At 69.8% G+C, this 23,271-nt stretch carries 24 protein-coding genes and 1 pseudogene; 5 read left to right on the top strand and 20 right to left on the bottom strand.

Translation table 11 applies throughout. From position 1 onward, the window contains the following. Positions 1-10 precede the first annotated feature (10 nt). Positions 11-175, bottom strand: a complete 165-nt coding sequence (locus AB0L97_RS16395) for a hypothetical protein (RefSeq protein ID WP_355075720.1) — start codon at positions 173-175, stop codon at positions 11-13. Positions 176-289: 114 nt separating this feature from the next. Here AB0L97_RS16395 and AB0L97_RS16400 point away from each other — a divergent pair, with 114 nt between their 5' ends. After that, positions 290-964: a class I SAM-dependent methyltransferase gene (locus AB0L97_RS16400; protein ID WP_364429995.1), complete on the top strand. Its 675-nt coding sequence runs from the start codon at positions 290-292 to the stop codon at positions 962-964. Between the two features lie 6 nt (positions 965-970). Here the strand turns inward: AB0L97_RS16400 and AB0L97_RS16405 are convergent, their stop codons facing one another. From AB0L97_RS16405 to AB0L97_RS16420, 4 genes are all read right to left on the bottom strand, one after another. Continuing rightward, positions 971-2,233, bottom strand: coding sequence for an acyl-CoA dehydrogenase family protein (locus AB0L97_RS16405; RefSeq protein WP_364429998.1), 1,263 nt, complete (start codon positions 2,231-2,233; stop codon positions 971-973). Positions 2,234-2,240: 7 nt separating this feature from the next. Further along, complete coding sequence (locus AB0L97_RS16410; RefSeq protein ID WP_364430000.1) at positions 2,241-3,236, bottom strand: phosphotransferase family protein; 996 nt, start codon at positions 3,234-3,236, stop codon at positions 2,241-2,243. Next, positions 3,233-3,529 (bottom strand): DUF6285 domain-containing protein, encoded by a 297-nt coding sequence (locus tag AB0L97_RS16415; RefSeq protein WP_355075713.1) that lies wholly within the window; start codon positions 3,527-3,529, stop codon positions 3,233-3,235. Before AB0L97_RS16415 ends, AB0L97_RS16410 begins: the two co-directional genes overlap by 4 nt. Positions 3,530-3,601: 72 nt before the next feature. Beyond that, positions 3,602-4,006, bottom strand: coding sequence for a GNAT family N-acetyltransferase (locus tag AB0L97_RS16420; protein ID WP_364430002.1), 405 nt, complete (start codon positions 4,004-4,006; stop codon positions 3,602-3,604). A 194-nt stretch (positions 4,007-4,200) separates the two neighbouring features. Between AB0L97_RS16420 and AB0L97_RS16425 the strand changes: the two genes are divergently transcribed. Next, on the top strand, positions 4,201-5,424 hold the full coding sequence (locus AB0L97_RS16425) for an Ig-like domain-containing protein (RefSeq protein ID WP_364430005.1): 1,224 nt from the start codon (positions 4,201-4,203) through the stop codon (positions 5,422-5,424). 245 nt (positions 5,425-5,669) lie between these two features. On the opposite strand, the gene AB0L97_RS16430 is transcribed toward AB0L97_RS16425, so the two are convergent. Further along, positions 5,670-6,140 carry a helix-turn-helix domain-containing protein gene (locus tag AB0L97_RS16430; protein WP_356966983.1) on the bottom strand — a complete coding sequence of 157 codons (471 nt, stop codon included), beginning with the start codon at positions 6,138-6,140 and terminating at the stop codon, positions 5,670-5,672. A 106-nt stretch (positions 6,141-6,246) separates the two neighbouring features. Here AB0L97_RS16430 and AB0L97_RS16435 point away from each other — a divergent pair, with 106 nt between their 5' ends. Further along, the gene (locus AB0L97_RS16435; RefSeq protein ID WP_364430009.1) at positions 6,247-7,500 is read left to right on the top strand and encodes a cytochrome P450; all 1,254 of its coding nucleotides are present in this window, start codon (positions 6,247-6,249) and stop codon (positions 7,498-7,500) included. A 1-nt stretch (position 7,501) separates the two neighbouring features. Here AB0L97_RS16435 and AB0L97_RS16440 read toward each other — a convergent pair whose 3' ends face one another. The 3 genes and pseudogenes from AB0L97_RS16440 to AB0L97_RS16450 all read right to left on the bottom strand — a co-directional run. Beyond that, a complete protein-coding gene (locus AB0L97_RS16440; RefSeq protein ID WP_364430012.1) occupies positions 7,502-8,155 on the bottom strand; it encodes an SDR family oxidoreductase in 654 nt (217 codons plus the stop codon). A 31-nt stretch (positions 8,156-8,186) separates the two neighbouring features. Continuing rightward, positions 8,187-8,639, bottom strand: a complete 453-nt coding sequence (locus tag AB0L97_RS16445) for an SRPBCC family protein (RefSeq protein ID WP_355075977.1) — start codon at positions 8,637-8,639, stop codon at positions 8,187-8,189. Positions 8,640-8,915: 276 nt separating this feature from the next. After that, positions 8,916-10,148, bottom strand: a pseudogene (locus tag AB0L97_RS16450) (FUSC family protein); the annotation flags it as partial. 229 nt (positions 10,149-10,377) lie between these two features. Here AB0L97_RS16450 and AB0L97_RS16455 point away from each other — a divergent pair. Next, a complete protein-coding gene (locus AB0L97_RS16455; protein WP_364430015.1) occupies positions 10,378-11,796 on the top strand; it encodes an amidase in 1,419 nt (472 codons plus the stop codon). A 44-nt stretch (positions 11,797-11,840) separates the two neighbouring features. Here the strand turns inward: AB0L97_RS16455 and AB0L97_RS16460 are convergent, their stop codons facing one another. From AB0L97_RS16460 to AB0L97_RS16490, 7 genes are all read right to left on the bottom strand, one after another. After that, positions 11,841-12,842 (bottom strand): cation diffusion facilitator family transporter, encoded by a 1,002-nt coding sequence (locus AB0L97_RS16460; protein ID WP_364430018.1) that lies wholly within the window; start codon positions 12,840-12,842, stop codon positions 11,841-11,843. Positions 12,843-12,975: 133 nt separating this feature from the next. Beyond that, positions 12,976-13,344 (bottom strand): fluoride efflux transporter CrcB, encoded by a 369-nt coding sequence (gene crcB / locus AB0L97_RS16465; RefSeq protein ID WP_364430021.1) that lies wholly within the window; start codon positions 13,342-13,344, stop codon positions 12,976-12,978. After that, positions 13,341-13,835: a CrcB family protein gene (locus AB0L97_RS16470; protein WP_355075695.1), complete on the bottom strand. Its 495-nt coding sequence runs from the start codon at positions 13,833-13,835 to the stop codon at positions 13,341-13,343. Before AB0L97_RS16470 ends, crcB begins: the two co-directional genes overlap by 4 nt. 60 nt (positions 13,836-13,895) lie before the next feature. Beyond that, the gene (locus AB0L97_RS16475; protein ID WP_355075693.1) at positions 13,896-14,345 is read right to left on the bottom strand and encodes a universal stress protein; all 450 of its coding nucleotides are present in this window, start codon (positions 14,343-14,345) and stop codon (positions 13,896-13,898) included. Positions 14,346-14,403: 58 nt separating this feature from the next. Beyond that, a complete protein-coding gene (locus tag AB0L97_RS16480) occupies positions 14,404-15,756 on the bottom strand; it encodes an FAD-dependent oxidoreductase (RefSeq protein ID WP_364430026.1) in 1,353 nt (450 codons plus the stop codon). A gap of 288 nt (positions 15,757-16,044) precedes the next feature. Beyond that, positions 16,045-16,626: a TetR/AcrR family transcriptional regulator gene (locus AB0L97_RS16485; protein WP_364430029.1), complete on the bottom strand. Its 582-nt coding sequence runs from the start codon at positions 16,624-16,626 to the stop codon at positions 16,045-16,047. Positions 16,627-16,632: 6 nt separating this feature from the next. Beyond that, the gene (locus AB0L97_RS16490; RefSeq protein WP_364430032.1) at positions 16,633-17,319 is read right to left on the bottom strand and encodes a crotonase/enoyl-CoA hydratase family protein; all 687 of its coding nucleotides are present in this window, start codon (positions 17,317-17,319) and stop codon (positions 16,633-16,635) included. A 226-nt stretch (positions 17,320-17,545) separates the two neighbouring features. Here AB0L97_RS16490 and AB0L97_RS16495 point away from each other — a divergent pair, with 226 nt between their 5' ends. Beyond that, entirely contained in the window at positions 17,546-18,793 is a 1,248-nt protein-coding gene (locus AB0L97_RS16495) for a hypothetical protein (RefSeq protein ID WP_364430035.1), read from the top strand. 5 nt (positions 18,794-18,798) lie between these two features. Here AB0L97_RS16495 and AB0L97_RS16500 read toward each other — a convergent pair whose 3' ends face one another. The 4 genes from AB0L97_RS16500 to AB0L97_RS16515 all read right to left on the bottom strand — a co-directional run bounded on the left by AB0L97_RS16500 (position 18,799) and on the right by AB0L97_RS16515 (position 23,193). Next, entirely contained in the window at positions 18,799-20,007 is a 1,209-nt protein-coding gene (locus AB0L97_RS16500) for an ROK family transcriptional regulator (RefSeq protein WP_356966961.1), read from the bottom strand. A 29-nt stretch (positions 20,008-20,036) separates the two neighbouring features. Next, on the bottom strand, positions 20,037-21,275 hold the full coding sequence (locus AB0L97_RS16505; RefSeq protein ID WP_364430040.1) for an ABC transporter permease: 1,239 nt from the start codon (positions 21,273-21,275) through the stop codon (positions 20,037-20,039). Then, a complete protein-coding gene (locus AB0L97_RS16510) occupies positions 21,272-22,045 on the bottom strand; it encodes an ATP-binding cassette domain-containing protein (protein WP_355075679.1) in 774 nt (257 codons plus the stop codon). The genes AB0L97_RS16505 and AB0L97_RS16510 overlap by 4 nt, the downstream gene beginning before the upstream one ends. Before the next feature lie 71 nt (positions 22,046-22,116). Next, a complete protein-coding gene (locus AB0L97_RS16515; RefSeq protein ID WP_355075677.1) occupies positions 22,117-23,193 on the bottom strand; it encodes a substrate-binding domain-containing protein in 1,077 nt (358 codons plus the stop codon). Positions 23,194-23,271: the final 78 nt, after the last annotated feature.

The raw sequence follows: 23,271 nt of genomic DNA on the forward strand, positions 1-23,271 counted from the left end.
CACGCCGTGCTCACCGATCCATTCCGCCGTGGCCGCGCGGAGTCGATTCGTCGGTCTCGAGCTGCTCACCGGCCGGGTGCTCGTCGGCGTGCGTCGGTTTGGTGTGCTCCTCGGCGAAATCCGCGTCCTGCTGCATCGACTCCGCCGTTTCGGGATCGATATTCGGTGTGCTCATACCCGGCGCGTACCCGCGACCGCCGCGTCGACGCAGCGTACGTGGTCCGGACCTCGCACAATCCCGGCCGCGTCGGGTTGACCTCAACGGCGGTTGAGGATGAAGCATGGTGGCATGACTCGTCCAGCTGATTTCTGGAACACCGTCTATGACAACGACTCCGCACCCTGGGTGATCGGCGAGCCGCAACCGGCAATCGTCGCGCTCGAGCGGGACGGCGGCATCACCGGACGCGTGCTCGACCCGGGCTCCGGCGCGGGTGAGCACACGATCCTGCTGACCCGCCTGGGATACGACGTGCGGGGCATCGACATGTCGCCGAGCGCGGTGGCGTACGCGCGCGCCAACGCGGCCGAACAGGGTGTGCCGTCGGCCGTGTTCGAGGTGGCCGACGCGCTGGCCCTCGGCGACCGGCCGGACTTCTCCGGTGACCCGCCCGGCTCCGCGCCCGCGTTCGACACCGTCGTCGACAGCGCGCTGTTCCACGTCTTCGGGACCGAGGACGAGGCGCGCGCCGCGTACGTCCGCAGCCTGCACGCCGTCTGCAAGCCGGGCGGAACGCTCTACGTTCTCGCGCTCTCGGATGTCGAGCCGGGGTTCGGGCCGCGGATCAGCGACACGTTGATCCGGGAGTCGTTCCGCGACGGCTGGTCGGTGGAGGACCTACGAGCGACCCAGTACCGCGGACGGGTCACCGATTTGGTCGCGCAAGAAGCGACGGACCTGGAGATCTCCGAGTCCGGCCAGGTCGACGCCGCCGCGTGGCTGGCCCGGATCCGCCGCCTCTGACCCGGCTCATACGCCCTTCGGCGCTTTGCTGCCCATGAAGCCGAACAGGTAGCCCGCGACGCGGCGCATCTGGATCTCCTCGGCGCCCTCGGTGATCCGGTAGCGCCGGTGGTGGCGGTAGATGTGCTCGAACGGCTTGTGCCGGGAGTAGCCGAGGCCGCCGTGCACCTGCATCGCGCGGTCGGCGGCCTCGCAGCACAACCGGTTGGCCCAGTAGTTGCACATCGAGACCTGCTCGGAGACGGCGAACGTGCCGTAGGTGTCCATCGACCACGCGGTCTTGTGAATGAGGGCGCGCAACATCTCGCACTGGGTGTGCAGTTCCACCAAGGGGAACTGGATCGCCTGGTTGGTGGCCAGCGGCTTGCCGAAGGGCTTGCGCTGTTTGGCGTAGGCCACCGATTGGTCGACGCAGTACTGCGCCGCGCCCAGACTGGACGCGGCCTGGCGGATACGGTTCTCGTTGAAGAAGTGCTGGACCACCGCCAAGCCGCGTCCCTCGCCGCCGAAGACGGCGGAGCCCGGGAGCCGGACGCCGTCCAGCGCGACCCGGGCGTGGTCGGTGGGCATGTTGAAGGTCCAGAGGTACTCCTCGACGATGAACCCGGGTGCGTCGGTGGGCACCAGGAACGCCGTGATGCCCGTCGCGTCGCCGGGGCCGCCCGAGGTGCGCGCGAAGATCAGGTCGGCGTCGGCGATGTGCACACCGGTGTTCCAGGTCTTGCGCCCGGTGATCACCCAGCCGTCGCCGTCGCGGACCGCCGAAGTCTCCATGTGCGTCGCGTCCGAGCCGTGCTCGGGCTCGGTGATGCCGAAGGCGAAGAACTTCGTTCCCGAGGCCAGTCCGTCCACCCACTCCGCCTGCTGCTCGGGCGTGCCGTACTCGAGCATGAGCAACAGGCCGACATTGTTGGCCACGATGGCGTGCTCGTTCTGCAGATCGCAGTGCAATCCGAGGCCACGCCGGGCCAGGTGCTCGCGGATCACCGCCATGCCGAGGTTCGTGCCGTCCCGCCCGCCGTAGTGCGCTGGGAACGCGTAGCGCAGGTGACCGGCGGCGTCGGCGCGCCTGCGGACCTCGGCCAGCAGTTCCTCCCACTCCCCGTTCGGCAGGCCGCCGCGCTCCCAGTCGGTGCGGGCGTCCTCACGGCGGTGGTCGAAGAAGCGGATGTTGTCGTCGGCCTGCTCGAGCGGGGTGATCTCCCGATCGATGAACGCGTCGAGTTCGGCGAGGTAATCGACCAGTTCCGCAGGTAGCTCGAAATCCATCGGGCATTCAGCCTTTCGCAGTGGGTCGGATCTGCATCAGCAGGTCCCATTCGATTTCCGACACGCGCCGTCCGCTGGCCGCCATCACGATGTCGCGCACGCTGCCGTCCAGATGGGCCGCGGCCTGCCCGGCCAGTCCGACGCCCCAGCCGAGCGTGCACAGCACCTTCCACCAGCGGAACCGGTCTTCGTCGAAGCTCCCGCCACCGCGGTGGTAGCCGCGCACGAACGCCTCGCGGCCCGCCAGGCCGCCGAATTCGCGGTCGTCCGCGCGGAAGCGCCACATGCGCAGCGCGGGCCAAGCCACGTCGCGCATCGGATCACCCTGACGCTGCGCGCCTTCCCAGTCGAGCACGGCGCGCAGGCCGTCGGGACCGACGACGATGTTGCCGTTGCGCAGGTCGGTGTGCAGCAGCGCGGTGCGGGGCGGCGCGGGCGGGCAGTGGCGTTCCAGCCAGCGCAGCGCGAGGGCGAACACCGGACGGTCCGGCAGGAGCGCGCGCACCTGCTCGTCGGCCTCGATCAGCTGGCGCTCGGGATCGGCCGCCGCGACGGGCAGCCGTGCGGGCGCGTCCGCCGGGTCGATCGCGTGCAGGCGCCCCATGGCCTCGCCCAATTGCTCGGCGACCCGTTCGCCGATGCCCGACGCCTCGACCAGCCGTAACACCTTGCGCGGCACGGTTTCCCCATCGACGCGCTCGGAGATCACGAACGGGCCCCCGACAAAGGCGGCGTCGGTGCAGATCGCCACCACGGGCGGCACCGGAACACCGTGCGTGCGCGCCAGTTCCCGGACGGCGGCCTCCACGTCCACCGGAACCAGCTCGATCGCGCTCGGCACGATGGTCGCGACCAGGCGACGCGTCCCGCCGCCCAGATCGGCCTCGAAAGCGACGTTGCGGCGGCGGGCGCCCGCGGAGAGGTATTCGAGGTTCGACACCGTCACCTCGCGGGTTCCCGACCCGAGGAATTCGGCCAAGCCGCGCGCCGGATCGGCGCTCACTCGGCCGCCCAGGCGTCGTAGCCCGGCTTGGCGATCGCCAGATCCGCCCGCACGACGGAGACCAGGGCCGCCCAGAGTCGCTCGTCATCGCCCTCGGCCACCGCGGCGAGCAGCTCGCGCTCCCGCTCGGCTGCGCCGGGGCCCGATTCGATCTCCCTGCGCACGATCCTGGCGAGGTTGGCCCCCACCCGCGCCCTGTGCCGCAACTCCGCGGGCAGGGCGGGTAGCAGCGTCTCCTCGAGCAGCTCGGCGAGCGAATCCAGCAACTCCGCTGCCGATGGGCGATTCTGCATTCGTTCCCCTCGGTCGACTCCGGCCCTCAGCATGGCACGCGCCGGCGCGGTCCCGATCGGTACTTTCGGCCGTCAGCCGTGGCCGCGCAGTCGCAGAAGTCCGGCTGTCGTGGCGCGGAAACCGCAGGCATCGAAGTAGAACGGCGCGAGGCGATCCTCGAAATCGACGTGCAACCAGGTGCAGCCCGCCGTCCTGGCGCCGTGCGCGGCCCTGGCGACGAGTTCGGTCCCGATGCCTCGGTGCTGCCATTCGGACCGCACCTTCGGGTCGAGCAGGAACGCGTGGTCGCCGCCGTCCCACGCCACGTTGACGAAACCGGCAAGCGCGTCAGCGCCGGTCCGGGCGGTGACCCAGCCGAGGCTGTGCCGCGCCGCGCGGTCCCACCATCCCGGGTCCGCGTCGCCGCCGTGCGATCTCGTCAAGTCGGCCAGTTCGCTGTCGCTCAGAGCGCCTCGCCATCGGTAGTCGATCTCCATACCCAGCGACGGTAGAAAGGTCGACCGCCCGGGAGCCAGCGGTTTTCCGCCGAAGCCCTTCCTGTGTAGTGGCTGGGAGTCTGCCGTGGGCCCGCTCCGCACGGGTTCGCGCGCGAAACGGGTCGGTAAACTGCGAGGGGGATAGACAGGCGCGGGTGCGCCATTCGTTGCGCTGGGCGGATACAGGAGATTTCATGGCGACCAGTCGCGTCCGATCCGGAATCGTCGCGGGGTTCGCCCTGATCATGGCGGTGCTCGTGGCGGCGTGCTCGTCCTCGTCGGGGCCGGGGAAGACACCGGGTGCGGCGGGCCCAGCGCCCGCGCCGATCACGATCACGCCCTCCTCGGGCGCGGGCAATGTCGATCCGCTGGCGCCGGTGCAGGTGAGCACGGCCGACGGCCAGCTGGCCCGGGTCACCATGACCAACGAGCAGGGCAAGACGGTCGACGGGATCATGACGCCGGACAAGACGGCGTGGAAACCCACCGAGCCGCTCGGCTACGGCCGCACCTACACGGTGACCGCGGAGGGTTTGAGCATCACCGGCAGAACCGGCCCGACCACCTCGACCTTCTCCACGCTGACCCCCAACAACCAGACGAAGGTGTCACTGACCACCACGGGCGGCACGCCACTGTCCGACGGCGGCACGTTCGGCGTGGGCACCGTGGTGGTGGCGCACTTCGACGAGAACATTCCCGACCACGCCGCCGCCGAGAAGCACCTCGCGGTCACCACCGATCCGCCGGTGGAGGGCTCCTGGTACTGGCTGGACGACCGCAACGCGCACTGGCGTCCGAGGGAGTACTACGCGCCGGGCACCAAGGTCAGCGTGGCGGCGAACGTCTACGGCCAGGAACTCGGCCGCGGGCTCTACGGCCAGGAGGACACCAAGACCACGTTCACCATCGGCGCGGCGCACGTATCGATCGCCGATGACAACACCAAACAGGTCCAGGTCTTCGAGAACGGCAGGCTGATCCGCACCATGCCGACCTCGATGGGCAGGGGCGGCAGCGAGGTCGTCGGAGGCAAGACGATCACGTTCTGGACCCAACCCGGGATCTACACGGTGATGGACAAGGCCAATCCGGTGATCATGGACTCCTCCACCTACGGACTGCCGATCAACTCCCGGCTCGGCTACAAGGAGGCCATCGGCTGGGCCACCCGGATCAGCACCGACGGCATCTATCTGCACCAGCTCGACTCCACCGTCTGGGCTCAGGGCAACACCGACGTCTCGCACGGCTGCCTCAACCTCAGCGGCGAGAACGCCCAGTGGTTCTTCAATTTCGCCGTCCCCGGTGACGTGGTGGAGATCCGCAACACGGGCGGCGCCCCGCTGGAGGTCTGGCAGAACGGTGACTGGGGTGTGCCCTGGGAGCAGTGGGTGCAGGGCAGCGCGCTCCACTAGAGCCGACACGCTGCCCGGTGTTGCCGATGGTGGGAAGCTGCACTACATTCCTGCACTCGCGAGACCACCCGGTCTCCCATCCCTGCGCGACGTTCCCGCGACGGCACCGCGTGGGACCCGCGTTGACGATCGGAGCCGGCTCGATGGCGATGCTGCTGTACTACCTACTCCTACCGCTGTACTTGGCCGAGGCGTTCGTCAACCAGCTGGATTGAGCGCGGAGCAAGTCCGGGTTCACGCATCCCTCAACCTGCTTGTTCGGCCCCGGGTGGCTGGTGGAAGCCGGGCCCGGCCTTGGGTTCCACATCGCGCGGATCGATCGGTTCGCGGCAGTGGTCGCAGACCAGCATGGGCGAGGTCTCGTGTCCGCAGGTGCGATGTTCCAGGACGATCGGCCTGCCCTCCGGCCCGGTCAGGTGGTTGTCGCCCCACACCATCATCGCGGTGACGATCGGATACAGTTCGCGGCCCGCTGCGGTGAGGTGATAGTCGACCCGGCCGCCGCCGTGGTCGGTGCGGGTGAAGATGCCCGCGTCGATCAGCATGCGCAGGCGGCTGGTGAGCAGGTTGCGGTTGGTGATGCCGATATTGCGCGCGAAATCGCTGAAGCGGTGCACCCCGAAGAACGCCTCGGCGATGAGCAGGATGGTCCACCGGTCGCCGAGTAGTTCGACGACGCGGGTGACCGAATCGTCGACCGGGCGCCGCAGTGTCATGGCGACATTTTCGCATCCCGCATCGGTATTGCTTTCCTACCGATGGTATCGGAATAATACCGAGCAAGACCGGTGCCCGCTCCGGGCCGGACAGCTGGGAGTGTCGATGACGACCACGAACCACCCGACCGACGACTACGTGCGCCTGCTCGACCCCGCCGTGCGGCCGGACCCGTACCCCGTCTTCGCGCGGCTGCGTGACTCCGGCGCGTTCCGGATCGGCACCGCTCCGGTCGTCGTGCTCACCCGCTACGCCGACTGCGCCGCCGTGCTGCGCGATCCGCGCGCGAGCGTCGACCGGTCGCTGGCCCGGCTGCAGCTGGGCTCGATGCCGATCCACGACGGCACGCGGGAAGACGGTGCGGCCCAAGCGAAACCCTCGTTCTTGTTCCTGGATCCGCCCGATCACACTCGCCTGCGCCGCCTGGTGTCCAAGGCGTTCACCCCGCGCGTCGTGCGGCAACTGGAGCCTCGGATCATCGAGATCGTCGACGACCTGCTCGACCAGCGCGCCCGCGCGGGGAGCTTCGACGCCGTCGATCACTTCGCCTATCCCCTGCCGGTGACCGTGATCTGCGAACTACTCGGCGTCCCGCTGGCGGACGAAGCCAAGCTCAGCGCCTGGTCCGCCCTGCTGTCCCGCACGCTCGACCCGACTTCTCGCGCGGCCGCCCAATTCCGCGCCGACCCGGCGGAGATCCAGCGCGCCGGGACCGAGTTGTACGCCTACTTCGAAGAACTCACCGACCGCCGCCGCCACACTCCCGGCCCCGATCTGCTGTCCGAACTCATCGCCGCCGAAGACGCCGGAGACGTGCTCACCCATGCGGAACTGATCTCGACCTGCGCGCTGCTGCTGGTCGCCGGGCACGAGACGACGGTCAACCTGATCGCCAACGCGACCCTCGCCCTGCTGCGCAGGCCGGACGAACTCGCCGCCCTCCGCGCGGAACCGGACCGCGCGGCCGGCGTCGTCGAGGAGACGCTGCGCTTCGACCCGCCGGTCCAGTTGATCCCGCGCATCGCCGCCGACGATCTGACCATAGGAGGCGCGGACATTCAGCGCGGCGATCTGGTTGTGCTGCTGATCGCCGCCGCGCACCGCGACCCCGCGATGTTCGGCGACCCCGACGGATTCGACCCGGCGCGCGAAAACCGCCATCTGGCCTTCGGCCTCGGGGCTCATTTCTGCGTCGGCGCTCCCCTGGCCCGCCTGGAGGCGCGGGTGGCGTTGACCCGGTTCGCGCAACGAGTCGAGTCACCGAGGCTGACGGTCGACCCGCCACCGTATCGGGAGCACGTCAATCTGCGCGGGCCCGCGCACCTGCCCATCGAGTTCACGGCGATCCGGCCCAGGTAGGTCAGCCGTCGTAGGAGACGTGTGGCGTCCATCCCTCGGCGGGGCGGGTGGCCGCCGCGTACAGCGCCCCGGCGACCCGGTCCCTGGTGAACGCTCCCTCGCCGAGAACGCCGTTGATCTGCACCGCGACCGCTCGGATGCCCTCGGGCGCGAGGGTGGCGTCCACACTGGTCACCAGGTTGCGCACCGCCGCCTTCTGGACACCGAGCGAAGCGGCCCGATGCCAGGGCTTGTCCGCTGCCGCGCTGCCGGTGACCAGCACGCGGGCGCCCTCGGACAGGAAGGGACGCGCCGCTTGCACGGCGGGCAGCAGCGCCCCGGCGCCCACGGTGAGGTCCTCGAGCAACTCGGCGACCGACAGCCGCAACGGATCGGCCTCACGGAAGACGCTGGGATTGAAGTGCAGCACGTCGATGCGGCCGTGCCGCTCACCCACCCCCGCGACGACTCGGGCCACGTCGGCGGGATCACGCAGATCCACGCCGATGCCCTCCGCGTCGAACCCCTGCTCCCGCAACTGTTGGGCCAGAGGCTCGGCCTCTTCGGGCAACCGGCAGGCCAGCGCGGCGGTGAAGCCGTCGGCTGCGAACAGGCGGGCGACCGACAGCCCGACGCCGGGACCGGCGCCGAGCACGAGGAGCACGGGAGCGGTCATGCTTTCCCGCCTCGGGTCTCGTGCGTCCCGATCATTCGACGACGGCCTTGATCCGGTTGAGGGTCTCGCGCATTCCCTCGACGTTCGTCTTGCCGCGCGCCCACCCGGCCAGCAACCAATACAGCCGCAGCACCGGATTGCTGTGCAGCTGAAACGACTCGGTGACCTCGGTGCCGCCGTCCACCGGCCGGAAAACATAGCGCCACGTGTTGATCGGCATGCCCTGTGGTCCCAGCACGGTGAAGGCGAACTCGCGACCCGGCTCGCAGGCGACGATGCGGCACACCGTCGCGTATTTCAGTCCCCAGCCGTTGCGGTTGACATGGCCGCGGAACTTCACGCCGACCGCGGGCCCTGTCGCGCCGCCGAGCCACTCGGCGGCGAACGTCTCCGGACTGAATCGCCCGGTGTTCTCGATGTCGCTGACCAGTTCCCAGATCTTGTCGGCCGGGGCGGCCATCCGGACCGTGACGCTGTCGTGCATGCGCCGAACGCTAGCAGGCGGTCCGGACGCCGCTCCCGGCTCCGACCGGGCCGCGGCCAAGCGGGCCGCCCAGCCGTCCACGTCCGCCAGCCGCTGGCCCGGCCGCAGCACCCAGCAGGCGGCGAGCAGGTCATGACCGAAGTGCGCCAGTGCCGTGTGCTCCGGCCAGTATTCGCGGGTCCACTCCGGATCGTCGGTCGCCGAGTCGATGCCGCTGCGCACCACGCCGACCAAATCGAATTGCAGATGCTGGACCAGCACCCACGCTTCGGCGTCCATCGGCTTACGGCGCAGCCGGTCGAGCAGGGTGCGCGCGGTGGTGCGCACCCGGTGTTCCAGCCGGCGAAAGGTGCGCCGGTGGCCGTGGGGTGCGACGCCGTGCAGCGCGAGCACGGCGACGGCGACACCGAGCAGTGTCTCCCACAACCGATCACGGATCACGGGTGCGATCGGCCCGCCCGTCGTGGCGACTCCACCCGCGATCAGGGCGACCGGCGTGATGAAGACGACGGCCAGCGCGTAATTGCGCGGCACGAACAGTTCGATGCAGAACTGCAGCGCGGCGACCAGCGCGATCAGCGCGTAACCGGTCGGCCCCAGCTGGTAGATGAGCGCGAACAGACCGAGGCCCGCGATGGTGCCGACGAACCTGTGGATGGCCCGCACCTGTCCGCGCACTCGATCCGGTCCGGTCTGCAAGACGATCAGGGCGCTGAGCACCGCCCAGTGCGGCCGCTCCAGACCGAGCAGCGCGCTGAGCGCACCCGCGCCAAGGCAGCCCACGGCGACGCGCATCGCGCTGATCGCCGCGTGCGAGGAGAACGACAGGGAACGCTCCAGCCGGAACCCGATGCCCGGGCGGGCGAACGAGACCAACGGATCGACCAGCAGATCGTCGGTGTCGTCGTCGGGGGCGTGCCCGGCGAGGTTGCGCCGCGCCTCCTGCAAGGTCGCCAGCAGCTCGGCTTCCCCTGGGTCCGAGGGCAGGCCCGCGTCGTAGACCGCGGCCCACGCGTCCGCCATCGCGGCTCCCGCCCGGTGGCGCAGGTCGATAGCGGGCGTTCCGGCCTCCCGCGCCACGACATAGGCGTCGACCGCCCGAACCGCAGCGCCGACCGCCACCCGTTCGGGCTTGCGACGATCTCGCAGCACCCCGGCCATCGAGACGACGATCGACGCGACGACACCGCAGGCCGTGCAGAACAACAACGTCAACACTGAGGTCCCGACCTCGGCGGCTCTCATCGCGCCCGCGCAGACGAGCGCGAAGAACAGCGCACCGGGCGGACCGAGCCGCAGCGCATCGATGACGAACACGGCCACGACCGCGATCGCCGACACCACGACGACCATGAGCAGCGATGACCCGAACCCGGTGTCCAGCAGACTGCCGACCACCGCACCGACACCGCAGGCGGCCAGCAGCGCCGAGCCCGCGGCGAGGACCACCCGGCCGCGCACCCGGAACGGCCGCCCTTCGCCGTAGAGCACGGCGAAGGCGCCGAACATGACGAACACCGCCGCATCCGGATGGCCGAGACCGGTGATGATCGTGGCGGGAGCGGCGAACGCGAGCGCGGCACGCAACGCCACGCTCCACCGTCGGCCCGCGGGCGGCAAAGCGAACAACAGCGAGCCGACTCGGCCCTTCGGTGGCACCGGATCCGGGTATGTCGCGGCCACCTGCTGTCCTTTCTGTTCTGGACGATCTACCTGCTGGACACATTAGATTCGGGTCATGACCGCCGACGCTCATCTTCCGCTACCCTCGCGCGTCCACGCCTTCGCCGACGACGCACTCGGTGATCACGACGCCGTCGCCCTGGCCACGCTGGTGCGCGACGGTGCGGTGTCGCCGCGCGAACTCGCCGCCGCCGCGGTGGCGCGCGCCGAGCGGGTGGAACAGCTGGCGGCCGTCGCCTACCGGAGCTACGCGGAGCCGCTGCTGCCCGCCGAGCGGACCGGCGCCTTCTACGGCGTGCCCAGTTTCGTCAAGGACAACACGGACGTCGCGGGCATGCCGACCAATCAGGGCACAGCCGCGTTCCGCGCGCGGCCCGCCCGCGCGCACAGCGGCTACACCCGGCAGTTCCTCAGCACCGGCCTCACCGTGCTCGGCAAGAGCGCCATGCCCGAATTCGGCTTCAACGCCAGCAGCGAGACCCCGCATCTCGCGCCCACGCGCAACCCGTGGCACACCGGCCATTCCGTGGGCGGCTCGTCGGGCGGGGCGGCCGCGCTGGTGGCGGCGGGTGTCGTCCCGATCGCGCACGGCAACGACGGCGGCGGTTCGATCCGGATTCCGGCGGCGTGCGCGGGGCTGGTCGGCTTGAAGCCGACGCGGGGGCGGCACGTGGTGTCCGGGCTGGCCCGCACGCTGCCGGTCGACATCGTCAGCGAAGGTGTGCTGACCAGGACGGTGCGCGATACGGCCGCGTACGCCGCTGCGGCCGAACAGTATTGGCGCAATCCCGCGCTCCGGCCGATCGGCCGCGTCGACGGTCCCCCGACCCGGCGCATGCGGGTAGCGCTGGTGCTCGACAATCTCGCGGGGCCGCTGGCCGCCGGGTCCACCCGGGCGGCCGTCGAAAATGTCGCGCGCACACTCGAATCAGCCGGCCATTCGGTCGAGCCGGTGCCGCTGCCGTTCGACGCCGCGATCGAGAGCGCCTTCCTGCACTATTGGGGCCTGCTCGCGGCCGCGATCACCACGACGGGCCGGTTCCTCGACCGCCGGTTCGACGCGCGCCGCGTGGACGACCTGACCGTGGGCCTGCGCGCCTTGTTCCTGCGCCGGGCACTGCACGCCCCGCTCACGCTCTACCGGCTCCGCGCGGCGGCGGCCACCTACGAGCGGGCGCTCGGACCCTACGACGCGGTGCTGCTCCCCACGCTCGGTCACACCACACCGGAGCTCGGCTATCTCAGCCCGACCGTGCCATTCGACGAACTCATCGAGCGGTTGCGCGCCTACGTCTGCTTCACGCCGATCAACAACATCACGGGAACACCGGCGATCACGGTTCCGGCGGGCCTGACCGACGCGGGACTGCCGATCGGCGTACAGTTCGCCGCCACCCGCGGCAACGAGCGCACCCTGCTGGAGCTGGCCTACCTGATCGAGGCCGAACGACCGTTCCCCCGCCTGGATCGCTGAGCCATCCGATGTTCGCGTCGTCCGTGCGCGTGGCGGTCGGTGGGTCAGACGACATTCGCCGCGGACGACGGACGGTCGCGGTGCACCGGGCCGTGGGCGTCGTCGCAGTGGTCCTCCAGCACCGGCAGCAGGCGCTGCGCGTCCACCGCGGGCGAGGAGGCGACGGCATGGGAGTGGTCGACCTGCAACGTGGTGTGGGTGATGCCGTAGTCGTGGTCGAGCAGGTGCTCGATCCGCTGGCGCAGGCCGTGGCAGTCGGCGCCCGGCCGGACCAGCACATGCGCCGACAGCGCGATGTCACCGGAGGTGATCTGCCAGACGTGCAGATCGTGCACCTCGTCGACGCCGTCGATGCCCACCAGCCCGCGCCCCAACGCGTCCGGATCGACGCCCGCGGGAGCGGCCTCCAGGAAGATCCGGCCGGATTCGCGTACCAGCCCGAGCCCCGCCTTGACCATCAGCGCGACGACGATGAGCGTGGCGATAGCGTCCGCCCTGGCGAAGCCGGTGGTCAGCACGACGAGGCCGGCCACGGCGGTGGCGATGAACCCGTACAGGTCGTTGAGCACATGCTGGAAGGCGCCTTCCACGTTGAGGCTGGCGCGGTTGGCCTTGCTGATCGCCCAGGTGGCCGCGACGTTGACCACCACACCGGCCAGCGCGGTCGCCAGCACGAGCCCGCCGGTCACCTCGGGCGGCTCCAGCAGGCGGCGCACGGCCTCGTAGGTGAGCCAGCCCGCCAGCACGAGCAGCGTGACGCCGTTGGCCTGCGCCGAGAGGATCTCGGCGCGTTTGTAGCCATAGGTGTACTTGCCGTTCGCCGGACGCGCCGCGAGCCGGATCGCGACGAGCGCGAGGACAATGGACGCGGCGTCGGTGAGCATGTGCGCCGCGTCGGACAGCAGGGCCAGCGAGTTGGCCAGCAGACCGATCACGACCTCGACCGACATGAAGCCGACGATGAGGGCGAGCGCGATGGTCAGCCACCGGCGATCGGCCTGACCGGAGAGCGCGTGCCCGTGCGCGTGACCGTGTTCGTGTCCCATCGCGCCAGCCCTTCCCACATCTGATGTATGCGCATATCTGCATCTGTTCCGTCAGCTTAACCCACCACCGGCGGCGGGCGACAGAGCAGCCTAGTGAGCTGGATCACGTCGCGGAGGTAATCGACGGAACGCCTCACCCGAACAGGGCGTGCACCAACGCATAAGTCGACACAGTGGCGATCAACCCCGCGGAGACACTGACGACCACGTTCATCGCCGCGTAGAAATACGCGGCCCGCTCGGCCAGTCGCACGGTTTCGTAGCTGAACGTGCTGTACGTGGTCAGCGCTCCGCAGAACCCGGTGCCGAGCAGCAGGAAAAGCGGCGAGGACAGCGCCGATCCCGCTCCGCTGAGGGCGCCGAGGACGAGACACCCGATCAGGTTGACCATGAAGGTGCCCCACGGGAACAGGCTGTCGCGGCGATCCTGCACCACGCGATCGATGAGATACCGCAGCGGTGCGCCGATCGCGCCGCCCACCAGGACCAGCAACACCGTCATCGAGCCGCCTTTCGCGCGCGTCGCAGGCGTTCGTATCCCGCCCTGGTGAGCCACATGGCGGCGAGGGTCGCCGACAGGGCGCAGATCAGCGTGCCCGCGAGGTAACCGGCCGCGACGACGATCGTGCCGGGCCGCAGTAGGGCGCGGATCTCGTTGACGTAGGTGGAGAAGGTGGTGAACCCGCCCAGCACACCCACTCCGAGAAAGGGACGCAGCAACCGATGAGCAGCCCAGATCTCGGTTACCGCGACCATGAGCACTCCGATCGCGAAACAGCCCGCGACATTCGTGATGAAGGTGGCCAGCGGAAAGTGCCCGGGGCGAGCGGGCAACCCCTGCGCCAGGCCGTAGCGGGCGAGCGCGCCGAGCGCCCCGCCGAAGGCGACGACGACCGATACCGGGCCGTGGGTACGCCAGAATTCCCACCGGCGAGCGCGGCCGGCCGCGCGATCGGCGATGCCGGTCGGTTCCTCGGTCAGTTCACCCGCCACGCAGAACTTCTACCCGACCGTCCGCGGCGGCGCCACCGCCGGGCACCACTGCCGCCGCACTCACCGGCGCTCGGCCCCTGCGTCGCCGTCGTGCGCGACGAGAACCGAGCAACCGACGTGCCGGGCGGCCTTCTCCGCGGTGCTGCCCATGAACCGTCCCCAGATGCCCGAGTGCCCGGTGCGCCCAAGCACCAGCAGGTCGGCATCGTGATCGGCGGCGGCCGTGGCCAGTTCGCGCGCGGCCTGACCCGCCCGCACCTCGGCCCGCACCGCTATGCCGTGCTGTTCGGCGGTCTCGGCCGCCGTGGTGAGCCAGCGGCGGCAGGTGACCTCGCCGATCGAGCGTTCGTCCTCGATCTCGCCGACCACCGGTCCGTAGTGCGGCAGGTACTCCTCGACCGCGACGACCGTGAGCGTGGCGTGGTGCACCGTCGCCAACTCGAGCGCCATCGTCAAGGCGGCCCTGGCGCCGGGTGAATCGTCGTAGCCCACCACGATCCGCTGGAACACCTCTCCATTGTGAGCCCTCGGCTGGGTCAGAGCCAGCGTTCCAGCAACACCGCGGCAATCACGCCGTGGCCGTGGAGCGATCGGACGCGAGCACTTCGGCGGCCGCGCGCTCGCCCGAGCGGATCGCTCCCTCGATGTAGCCCGACCACTCCGTCGCGGTTTCGCTTCCGGCCCAGTGGATCGCACCGACCGGGTCGCGCAGCGCGGAGCCCGCGGTGGTCAGGACACCCGGGGGGAAGAAGGCCCCGTAGCCGCCGCGCGTGTACGGATCGTCCGCCCATACCTTCTCGTGCCACTCGATCGGCTCGCGGGCGGCGTGCCCGAAGGCTCGGACGAGCGAACCGATGATCATGGCGCGACGCTCGGCCGGGGGCAGGGCGGCGAGCCGCTGAGCGGCCCGGCCGGGCACCAGCGCGCCGAGTACGCCAGGACCGCCGGGCCGGGTCGCGTCGAAGGTGACCGGCACCGGATCGTGCAGGTTCAGCGATTGGCCGGTGAGCAGGTCGTCCCGCCAGAACGGCCGCTCGTAGACGGCGAACGCTTTCAGCACCGAGCCCATCGGCATGCGCTGGGTCAATTGGTCGCGCGCGGCGGGCAGCGGCGGATCGTAGGCGATACGTCCGGCGAGGGTGGGCGGCACCGCCACGATCACGTGCTCGGCGTGCACGTCACCGGAGTCGGCACTCACCACAACGCCATCCGCTCGCCTGCGGATACCCGTCACCGGCACACCGAGACGCACCGCGTCCCCCAGTTCGGCGGCGACGGCCAGCGCGGGCCCGTCGGCGCCGTCGACGAACAGGCGGTTCACCGTCTCGGCGGCGACCCCGGCCTCGACGCCGCCCGCCGAACGGATCGTGGTGAGCAGACCGAGCATCGAGATGCTGCCGACGTCAACGCACAACTCCTCGCCGATCATTACCTCGGCCAGGTTCCGCGCCCGCCGCTCCGGCAGATTCCGGCGCAACCAGGTGGCCGCCGTCATCGCGTCCAGCCGATCGGCGCCCGGCGCGGCCCATGGCCGCGTGAGATCCACCCGTGCGGCCATCCGTTCCAGCCGCCACATCGCCTGGGCGAGCACGACGAGGACGAACGTCGGAAGCGGTGGGCGGGCTCCGGTGAAGCGCCGCCGGACCACGCCCTCGACCAGCAGGTCGACTCCTTCCGGCGGTGGGTACGTCGCGGCCCCGTACTCTTCGGCCAGCGCGGCGAATCGCGTGTGCGCGCCCGAGATCCACTGGCCGCCGAGGTCGACAGCCCATCCGGCGCCGACCCGCGCGGTCCGGGTGCGACCGCCGACGCGATCGCTCGCCTCCAGGACGACGACATCCCGGCCTACCGCTCGCAACGCCCGCGCCGCGCACAGCCCGGCATATCCCGCACCGACGACAACGACGTCCGTACGGTCCATGGTGGCCTCCCGTCGCAGCACCGAAACTCGACAACCACTGTTGATCACCCGTCGCCGTTCCGCAACCGATTCGCCGCTCATCGACCGGGCCCCGACGCGCCCGACTCCCCGCCGCCCGGCGCGGTCCGACTGCACGCGAGACCGACCGGCGGTTCGGTGTCATCGACGGCTGCACATCTCGGGCTCGCCGAGGCGGGACGCGCCACTCGGCCGAAGCCGTGGGAATCGCGGTATTCGCCGCATCGCCACCCGAACCCGCTGCGCCGGTTGGCCTACGGCGGCCGCCGCCTAGCGAGTCAGCGTGGCGAGGGCGGCGATGGCGGCCTCTTGAAAGATCGCCGTCAGCGTGCGCGGCCGCGCCGTGACACGTCCGCGCACCCATTGCCTGCAGTACTCCTGCGCCGGTCCGGCGCAGATCGCATGGGCCACCGGATAGCCGCCGCCACCCGGTTCCGCGGTTCCGAGCAACTCTCGATACCGGCGTGCCAGCGCATCGAAGAAGACCCGATTGTGCTGGGCGAGTTCGGGTTCCGCGAATCCGGTCACCTCGTCCGGCAAGGTGGCGAACAGGAACCGGGCCAGGTCGCGATGGTCTTCCACCCAGCCGAGATGGGCCGCGAGCATCGCGCGGATCGCTTGCTCGGCGCCGACATCCGGCGCATCGAGGCACGCCAGCATGGTCCGCTGGTAGTCGAGCATCCCGGAGACATAGACCGCGGCGGCCAATTCGGCTTTCGAACCGAACGCGTGGAACATGCTGCCGCTGGACAAACCGAGCCGATCCCGCACACCGGCCACCGTGAACGACGCATACCCCTTGGCCAGGAGCTGTTCCGTGGCTTCGGCCAGAATGCGCTCGCGGGTGCGCACGGCGAGCTACCCGCCGAACTCGGCATCGATGCCGGAACGGACCGCGGCGAGCACCTGAGCGCGCACACGCAGCTTCGTACCCGTGTGCGCCGCGGAGTCGATTCCGGTCAACCGGTGCGCTTCGGCCGTCGCGCGCGTGCGCAGGTCGTCGGCATCGGTGCTGAGCACGTCGAGAAAGCCCAGCTCTCTGGCTTCTTCGGGCGCGACCAGGATCCCGGTGTTCGCCGCCCGGTCGAAGCCAGGCGCGGTGAGCCGGTGCCGCGCCAGCTCCACACCGTAGTGCGGAATGGTCAGCCCGATCGCGACCTCGTTGAGACCCAGCTTGAAATCTCCCGCTACGCCGAACCGTACGTCCGTGGCCAGCAGCGTGAACGCGCCTTGGGCGATGGCATGCCCAGGGCATGCCGCCACGACGGGATACGGGAAGCCGAGCAGCCGGTGCACCAGGTTGCCGCCGGCACGCAAGGTGCGGCGGATGTCGTCGGCGGATCGGGAGAACGTCGCCAGGTCGTAGCCGGCGGAGAAAACGCGCGCGCGGCCGGTCAACAGGACGACCGCCCGGTCCGCCTCGGCCCGGTCCAGGGCGGCGGCGATGGCGCCGAGCATGTTCTCGGACATCACATTCGCCTTGCCGTCGTCCAGCGTGATCGTGGCGACGCCGTCGTCCAGCCGGTAGGTGACGAGTTCGGTCATGGCAGCCTCCTCTAGAGCAGGACTCTAGAGTATCACTCTAGGGGCTGCTGGCTAACCGCGAGCTGCGGGGTCGGACGACCGGACCCGAACAAGGTGTCGTTGTGACAACGACGCGAAACAGCGGCCAACGGCCGCCCGATACAGGAAACACACGATGCTGCCGAAAAAGCCTGGCGCGTCCGGGCTTCGGGCTAGCCTCTGGACAGGCTCAGGTGAAGGAAGCGACATGACCGCAGCAACCGTCATCCGCCCGCTGGCGCCGAGCGAGGCGATCTTCGCCAACAGCGAAGTACTCGTCGGCTACTCGATTCGGGTCGCGGGTCGGTTGGATCTCGCCGCGCTGTCGGCGGCGTTCGAAGCCGTGGTTCGCTCCCGCCCCATCCTCGGCGCCCACCTCGAGCCGGACGGCCGCGGCGGCCACCTGCTGCTCGAATCCCACGGCGCCACATCGGAGCTGACGGTCGCCGCGGGCGATCCCGAGCGGTTGCTCACCGGAGCCAGGCTGGACCAGCGCAGGGCGCTCTCCTCGCTGTGCGTGGTGCGGGACGGCGATACCGCCGGAATCACGTTGGTGACCCACCACAGCGTCGCGGATGCCTATCATTCGCTGGCCGTGTTCGGCGAGCTGTGGTCGTGCTACACCGACCGCACCGAGAGGCGATCCGCCGAACTGCCGCCGCACGGCTTCCCGCGGTCGGTGGAGGACCTGCTGCGCGAGCGCGGCGTGCGGAAGATCGACACACCGGTCATGCCGCACCGCCCGGTGGGCGTCGCTCGGAGCTACTCCGGCCCGGACGATCCCGATTACCTCGTCCCGCGCACCGCGCGCTGCAGACTGACCCGACAGCAGACCACCGCGCTGATCGAACTCGGGCACCGGGAGCACACCACGATCAACGGCCTCGCCTCGGCCGCGATCCTGCTCACCGAGGCCGAGCTGCGCGGATTGCCGCTGACCGAGCTGGCCTACACCTACTCGGTCGACCTGCGTACCCGGGTGTCCCCGCCGATCGGGATGACCGAAGGCACCAACGTGCTCGGCTTCGCGAATTTCATCCCCGCGCCGCGGACCGGCACGACACTGGTCGAACTGGCCCGCGGCATCAGCGACACGCTGCGCGCCGGCCTGGACACCGGCATCGTGCAGCAGACCCCACTGCACATACCCGAGATCGCCGCCGGTCCCCCGCCGCGCGCACCGGGAATCGTGCTGGCCACCAATTGGGGACGAGTGCGCAGGCCTAAGGTGCCGGACGAGTTGCGGATCACCGACTTCCGCTCGATCATGCTCGGCAAGCCCGACAAGACCGGGCACCGGCTCCAGCAGCCGAGCGGCACCATCATCATCAGCACCTTCGACGACCGGCTGAGCATAGAGATCCACCACCCCGAGGAAACCACCGAGGAACAGCGGGTGCGGGTACGACTGCTCACCACCCACCTGTCGGAGTTCAGCGCGGCGGGCGCCGCCTGAACCCGTCAAGCGCGCGCGGCCTGCTTGCGGGACAAGGTCTGCAACGGATCGGTGAGCACGTCGGTGAAGGCCAGTTCCGCGGCTCCGATCAAGGTCGCGTCGCCCGCCAGCGCGCTGGTGCGCAACCTGACCCGCTCGCGGACGGCTTGCAGGCCGTTCACCGCGACGCGGCTGCGCACCTGGGCCGCCGAGGCCAGATAGATCTCCCGCAGCACGCCACCGAACACCACCATCGACGGATTGAAGATGTTCACCAGATTGGCGACGCCGTAGCCGAGCCATTCACCGACCTGGTGCAGCGCGTCGCGGGCCACCGCGTCGCCGCGGGCGGCGGACTCGACGATCGCGTCGACCGCCGCCTGTCCCGCCGGATCGGTCCGTCCCGCCGCGGCGATCAACCCGAGTTCACCCGCTTCGGCCTCGAGGCAGCCGCGGGAACCGCAGGCGCACGGCCGCCCACCGGGATTCACGATCATGTGCCCGACTTCCCCGCCGTAACCGCCTTCCCCGCCGAGCAATTCGCCATTCATGATGATGCCGCCGCCGATGCCGACATCACCGTGCAGATAGATCAGGTTCGCCAAGCCTTCGCCCACACCGCGTTCGCGTTCGGCCAGCGCGCCGAGGTTGGCGTTGTTGCCGACCGCGACGCGGAGGCCGAGTGCGAGTTCTCGCGTCAGCTCGGCGCCGAACGCGACGTCCACCCAGCCGAGATTCGGCCCGTACCGCACGACGCCGTCCGCCTCGCGGACCATGCCGCAGAACGCGACTCCGACGCCGACGCACCGAGCGTCCGGCGCGGCCGCCGCGATCATCTCCCGCGCCATCGCCGCGAGCGCGGCGATCACGTCGTCCGGGTCGAACGCGCCGCCGGGACGGGCGGTCGCGGTGCGCTCGAGCACCGACCCGCCCAGCCCGACGCGTGCGGCGGCGAGCCGGTCCGCGCCGACGTCCAGCGCGACGACGTAGACCCGCTCGGCCTGCGGACGCACCACCAGCGACGGCCTGCCCGCCCGTCCGGTCTGGCCCGGCAATTCCTCGCTGACCAGGCCTGCCGCCGCCAGATCCGTGGTGAGCGCGAGAATCGTGCTGCGATTCAATCCCATTCGCTCGGCGAGCGCGGCACGCGACACCGCCCCGTCACGGTGGACGTGCCGCAGCAGCGCGGCGAGGTTGCGCGTGCGGATCTCATCGGGCGAAGGTGCTGCTCGCATTCACCGGGCTTTCGTCACAGGGCTGGGATTCATCGCCGCGGGAGCGCACGCTTACGGGAGAGGGCGTCCACTCCGGCCGCCAAGAGCAGCACAAATCCTGTCACAACGAATTTCGTGCCCGCGCTGTAGCCCATCAGCCCCATGCCGTTGTTGATCACGGCGACCACCGCGGCGCCGAGCACCGCGTCCAGCATCCGCCCGCGGCCGCCGAAGAGGCTGGTGCCGCCGATCACCGCCGCGCCGACCGCGGTGAGCAGCACGTCGCTGCCGCCGGTGTTCGGGTCGACGGAGTTGGCGCGCGAGGCCGCGATCAGTCCGCCCACCGCCGCCATCGTCGAGCACAGCACGAAGGCGGTGATCTTCACTCGATCCACCGCGATGCCCGCGCGCCGGGCGGCCTCCGCGTTGCCGCCGACGGCGTAGACGTGCCGGCCGAACGCGGTGCGGTCCAGCACGAACGTCCACAGCAGCAACAGCGCGGCGATCATCGGCACCACGATGGGCATCCCCGTCAGCGAGTGCACCGCGGGATTGCGGCTGCGCTCGCCGTTGAGCACCAGCACCGCCGCGCCGGCCACGAGCGCCAGCAGCACGACTCGCACCACGACCACCCGCGCCGTCGTGCCGGTGAGCCCGAGTTTCGTGCGCGCCCGCCACTTCCGGTATTGCACGAGGGCGAAACCCGTGACCAGTGCCGCGTACAGCGCCCAGCCGAGCAAGGGCGGCACGTTCTTGTTCGCGATGGCGACGATCGTCTCGTCGCGGATGGAGATGTTGCGGCCGTTGTCCATGATCTTCAGCGCCACACCCTGCAACGCGAGGAATGCCGCCAGCGTCACCACGAACGACGGGATCCCGATCTTCACCACGACCGTGCCGATCACCAGTCCGATCACCATCCCGGTGAGCAACGAGACCAGCACCGCCGAATACCACGGCCACCCTTCGTCGGTGAGCAGCACCGCGAGCACGGCGGCGCAGACCCCGCTGGTGAACCCGGCCGACAGGTCGATCTCCCCCAGCAGCAGCACGAAGATCAACCCCATCGCGATCACCGCGATCGCCGCGCCCTGGGTGAACAGATTGGCGAAATTGGCCTCGGACATGAAGACCGGGCGCGCCGCCCAGAAGACGGCCGACAGGACGACGAGCGCGATCACCGAGGGCAACGCCCCCATGTCGCCGCCGCGCACGCGGCCGACGTAGTCGCTCATCAGGTCGGTCACCGGCGCCGCCACCGGTCGCCGCTCGGTGGTCACCGCGGTCATCGGGTCGCTCCGCTCGCCTCGAGGCCGAGCGCGCCGCTACGGCCTGCCGTGATCAATTCGACGACCTGCGCGTGCGTCACGTCGGAGGTTCGTACCTGGGCGGCCATCCGGCCGAGATAGAGCGCGGCGATCCGGTCGGACACCGCGAAGACGTCGTTCATGTTGTGCGAGATCAGCACCACCGCCAGGCCCTGGTCGGCGAGCTTGCGGACCAGTTCGAGCACCTGCTGGGTCTGCGCGACGCCCAGCGCGGCCGTCGGCTCGTCCAGGATCACCACTTTGCTGTTCCACAGCACGGCTTTCGCGATGGCCACCGTCTGGCGCTGGCCGCCGGACAGGCTGGCGACCTGCTGCCGGACCGACTTGACGGTGCGCACCGACAGGCTCGCCAACGTCTTCTCGGCCAGTTCCTCCATCGCGTACTCGTCGAGCACGAGACCGCGCTTGCGCTCCCGGCCCAGGAACATGTTCTGGACGATGTCGAGGTTGTCGCAGAGCGCGAGGTCCTGGTAGACGATCTCGATGCCCAGCGCCGCCGCGTCGCGCGGGCTGTGCACCTGCACCGGCGCGCCCTCGAAGAGGAACTCGCCCGCATCGATCGGATGGGTACCGCCGATGCATTTGACCAGCGTGGACTTGCCCGCGCCGTTGTCGCCGACAAGTGCGGTCACTTCGCCGGGGAAGGCGCTGAAGGTGACCTCGTGCAGGACGTGGACCGGACCGAAACTTTTCTCTAATCCGCGTAATTCGATGACCGGCAGTTCGGACATGGGGTGGCTCCTCCGAAGAATGGAGCCCCTTCCGCAATCCCCTCATCGAACCGCGGAAGGGGCGTGCGATATCAGATCCCGTTGTCCGCGCAGAGTTTCGCGAACTCGCCGGTGCACAACTCGGTCTTGGTGACATAACCGTCGGCCACCACGTCCTTGACGTTGCGCGGGTAGATGGCCTTCGGTTCCAGCAGCACCGACGGCACGTCGGCGTTCGACTCCGGATCGCGCACGGTGCCGTTGGTCGTGCCGGGTTCCCCCTTCACCAGGCCCACCGCCAGTTTCGCGGTCGCTTCGGCCTCTTTCTGGATCGCCTTGTAGACGGTCATGCACTGGTCGCCCGCCAGCACGTTCTGCAGTCCCTGCACCGTGGCGTCCTGCCCGCTGACCGGCACCTGACCGTTGAGCTTCTGCTTCTTCAGCACCGCGATCGCGGCGTTGGCCAATCCGTCGTTGGCCGCGACGACGCCTCCGATATCCGGCCTGCCGGTGAGCATCTGCTCGAAGATGGTGCCCGCTGTCGTGTTGTCCCACTCCGGGACAGCCTGATCGGGGCCCTTGACGTACTGGCCCGCGTCGAATCGTGGCTTCAACACACCGTCGTAGCCGGTCTTCAGCAGGGCGGCGTTGTTGTCGGTCGGTCCGCCGTTCAGGTACGCGACCACCGGGCGCACCGCGTTGCGATCGGTCAGGCACTGCGCGACGCCCGCACCGAGCAAGCTGCCGACCTTCACATTGTCGAAGGAGACGTAATACTGCGCGCCGCCGCCCAAGGTGAGCCGGTCGTAGTCGATCACGGTGACGCCCTGCGACTTCGCCTTCTGGATCACCGCTTTGCCGGTGCCGCTGTCCAGGTTGGTCATCACCAGGACCGAGACGCCGTTGGTGATCATCTGGTCGGCGATGGTCTGGAAGGCGTTCTTGTCGCCCTGGGCGTTCTGGATATCGGCCTTGACGCCAGCGGCTTCGAACGCCTGTTGCAGGTACTTGCGGTCCGCCGTCTCCCAGCGGGCGGAGGTCTTGCTGTCCGGAAGGATCACGCCGATCTGGGTTTTGCCGCCGGAGTCCCCGGAGTCGCCGCACGCGGTGAGCGTGGCGGCCAGGAGCGCGAACGACAGCGCGGCGGCGCTGAGGATGCCCTTACGCATAAGTGGGCCTTTCATCACCGGCCGGGACGATGCCCCGGCCGGTCGGAGTGGAACAAATGTTGTTCACAGCAACATATT

Origin of the sequence: Nocardia sp. NPDC051911 (assembly GCF_040681035.1) — a bacterium.
In the GTDB taxonomy this organism is placed as follows: Bacteria; Actinomycetota; Actinomycetes; order Mycobacteriales; family Mycobacteriaceae; genus Nocardia; species Nocardia sichangensis.

Coding starts and splice junctions, on each gene's coding strand:
- AB0L97_RS16395 (WP_355075720.1), bottom strand. CDS start 175: ATGAGCACACCGAATATCGATCCCGAAACGGCGGAGTCGATGCAGCAG.
- AB0L97_RS16400 (WP_364429995.1), top strand. CDS start 290: ATGACTCGTCCAGCTGATTTCTGGAACACCGTCTATGACAACGACTCC.
- AB0L97_RS16405 (WP_364429998.1), bottom strand. CDS start 2,233: ATGGATTTCGAGCTACCTGCGGAACTGGTCGATTACCTCGCCGAACTC.
- AB0L97_RS16415 (WP_355075713.1), bottom strand. CDS start 3,529: ATGCAGAATCGCCCATCGGCAGCGGAGTTGCTGGATTCGCTCGCCGAG.
- AB0L97_RS16420 (WP_364430002.1), bottom strand. CDS start 4,006: ATGGAGATCGACTACCGATGGCGAGGCGCTCTGAGCGACAGCGAACTG.
- AB0L97_RS16425 (WP_364430005.1), top strand. CDS start 4,201: ATGGCGACCAGTCGCGTCCGATCCGGAATCGTCGCGGGGTTCGCCCTG.
- AB0L97_RS16430 (WP_356966983.1), bottom strand. CDS start 6,140: ATGACACTGCGGCGCCCGGTCGACGATTCGGTCACCCGCGTCGTCGAA.
- AB0L97_RS16435 (WP_364430009.1), top strand. CDS start 6,247: ATGACGACCACGAACCACCCGACCGACGACTACGTGCGCCTGCTCGAC.
- AB0L97_RS16440 (WP_364430012.1), bottom strand. CDS start 8,155: ATGACCGCTCCCGTGCTCCTCGTGCTCGGCGCCGGTCCCGGCGTCGGG.
- AB0L97_RS16445 (WP_355075977.1), bottom strand. CDS start 8,639: ATGCACGACAGCGTCACGGTCCGGATGGCCGCCCCGGCCGACAAGATC.
- AB0L97_RS16455 (WP_364430015.1), top strand. CDS start 10,378: ATGACCGCCGACGCTCATCTTCCGCTACCCTCGCGCGTCCACGCCTTC.
- AB0L97_RS16460 (WP_364430018.1), bottom strand. CDS start 12,842: ATGGGACACGAACACGGTCACGCGCACGGGCACGCGCTCTCCGGTCAG.
- crcB (WP_364430021.1), bottom strand. CDS start 13,344: ATGACGGTGTTGCTGGTCCTGGTGGGCGGCGCGATCGGCGCACCGCTG.
- AB0L97_RS16480 (WP_364430026.1), bottom strand. CDS start 15,756: ATGGACCGTACGGACGTCGTTGTCGTCGGTGCGGGATATGCCGGGCTG.
- AB0L97_RS16490 (WP_364430032.1), bottom strand. CDS start 17,319: ATGACCGAACTCGTCACCTACCGGCTGGACGACGGCGTCGCCACGATC.
- AB0L97_RS16495 (WP_364430035.1), top strand. CDS start 17,546: ATGACCGCAGCAACCGTCATCCGCCCGCTGGCGCCGAGCGAGGCGATC.
- AB0L97_RS16500 (WP_356966961.1), bottom strand. CDS start 20,007: ATGCGAGCAGCACCTTCGCCCGATGAGATCCGCACGCGCAACCTCGCC.
- AB0L97_RS16505 (WP_364430040.1), bottom strand. CDS start 21,275: ATGACCGCGGTGACCACCGAGCGGCGACCGGTGGCGGCGCCGGTGACC.
- AB0L97_RS16510 (WP_355075679.1), bottom strand. CDS start 22,045: ATGTCCGAACTGCCGGTCATCGAATTACGCGGATTAGAGAAAAGTTTC.
- AB0L97_RS16515 (WP_355075677.1), bottom strand. CDS start 23,193: ATGCGTAAGGGCATCCTCAGCGCCGCCGCGCTGTCGTTCGCGCTCCTG.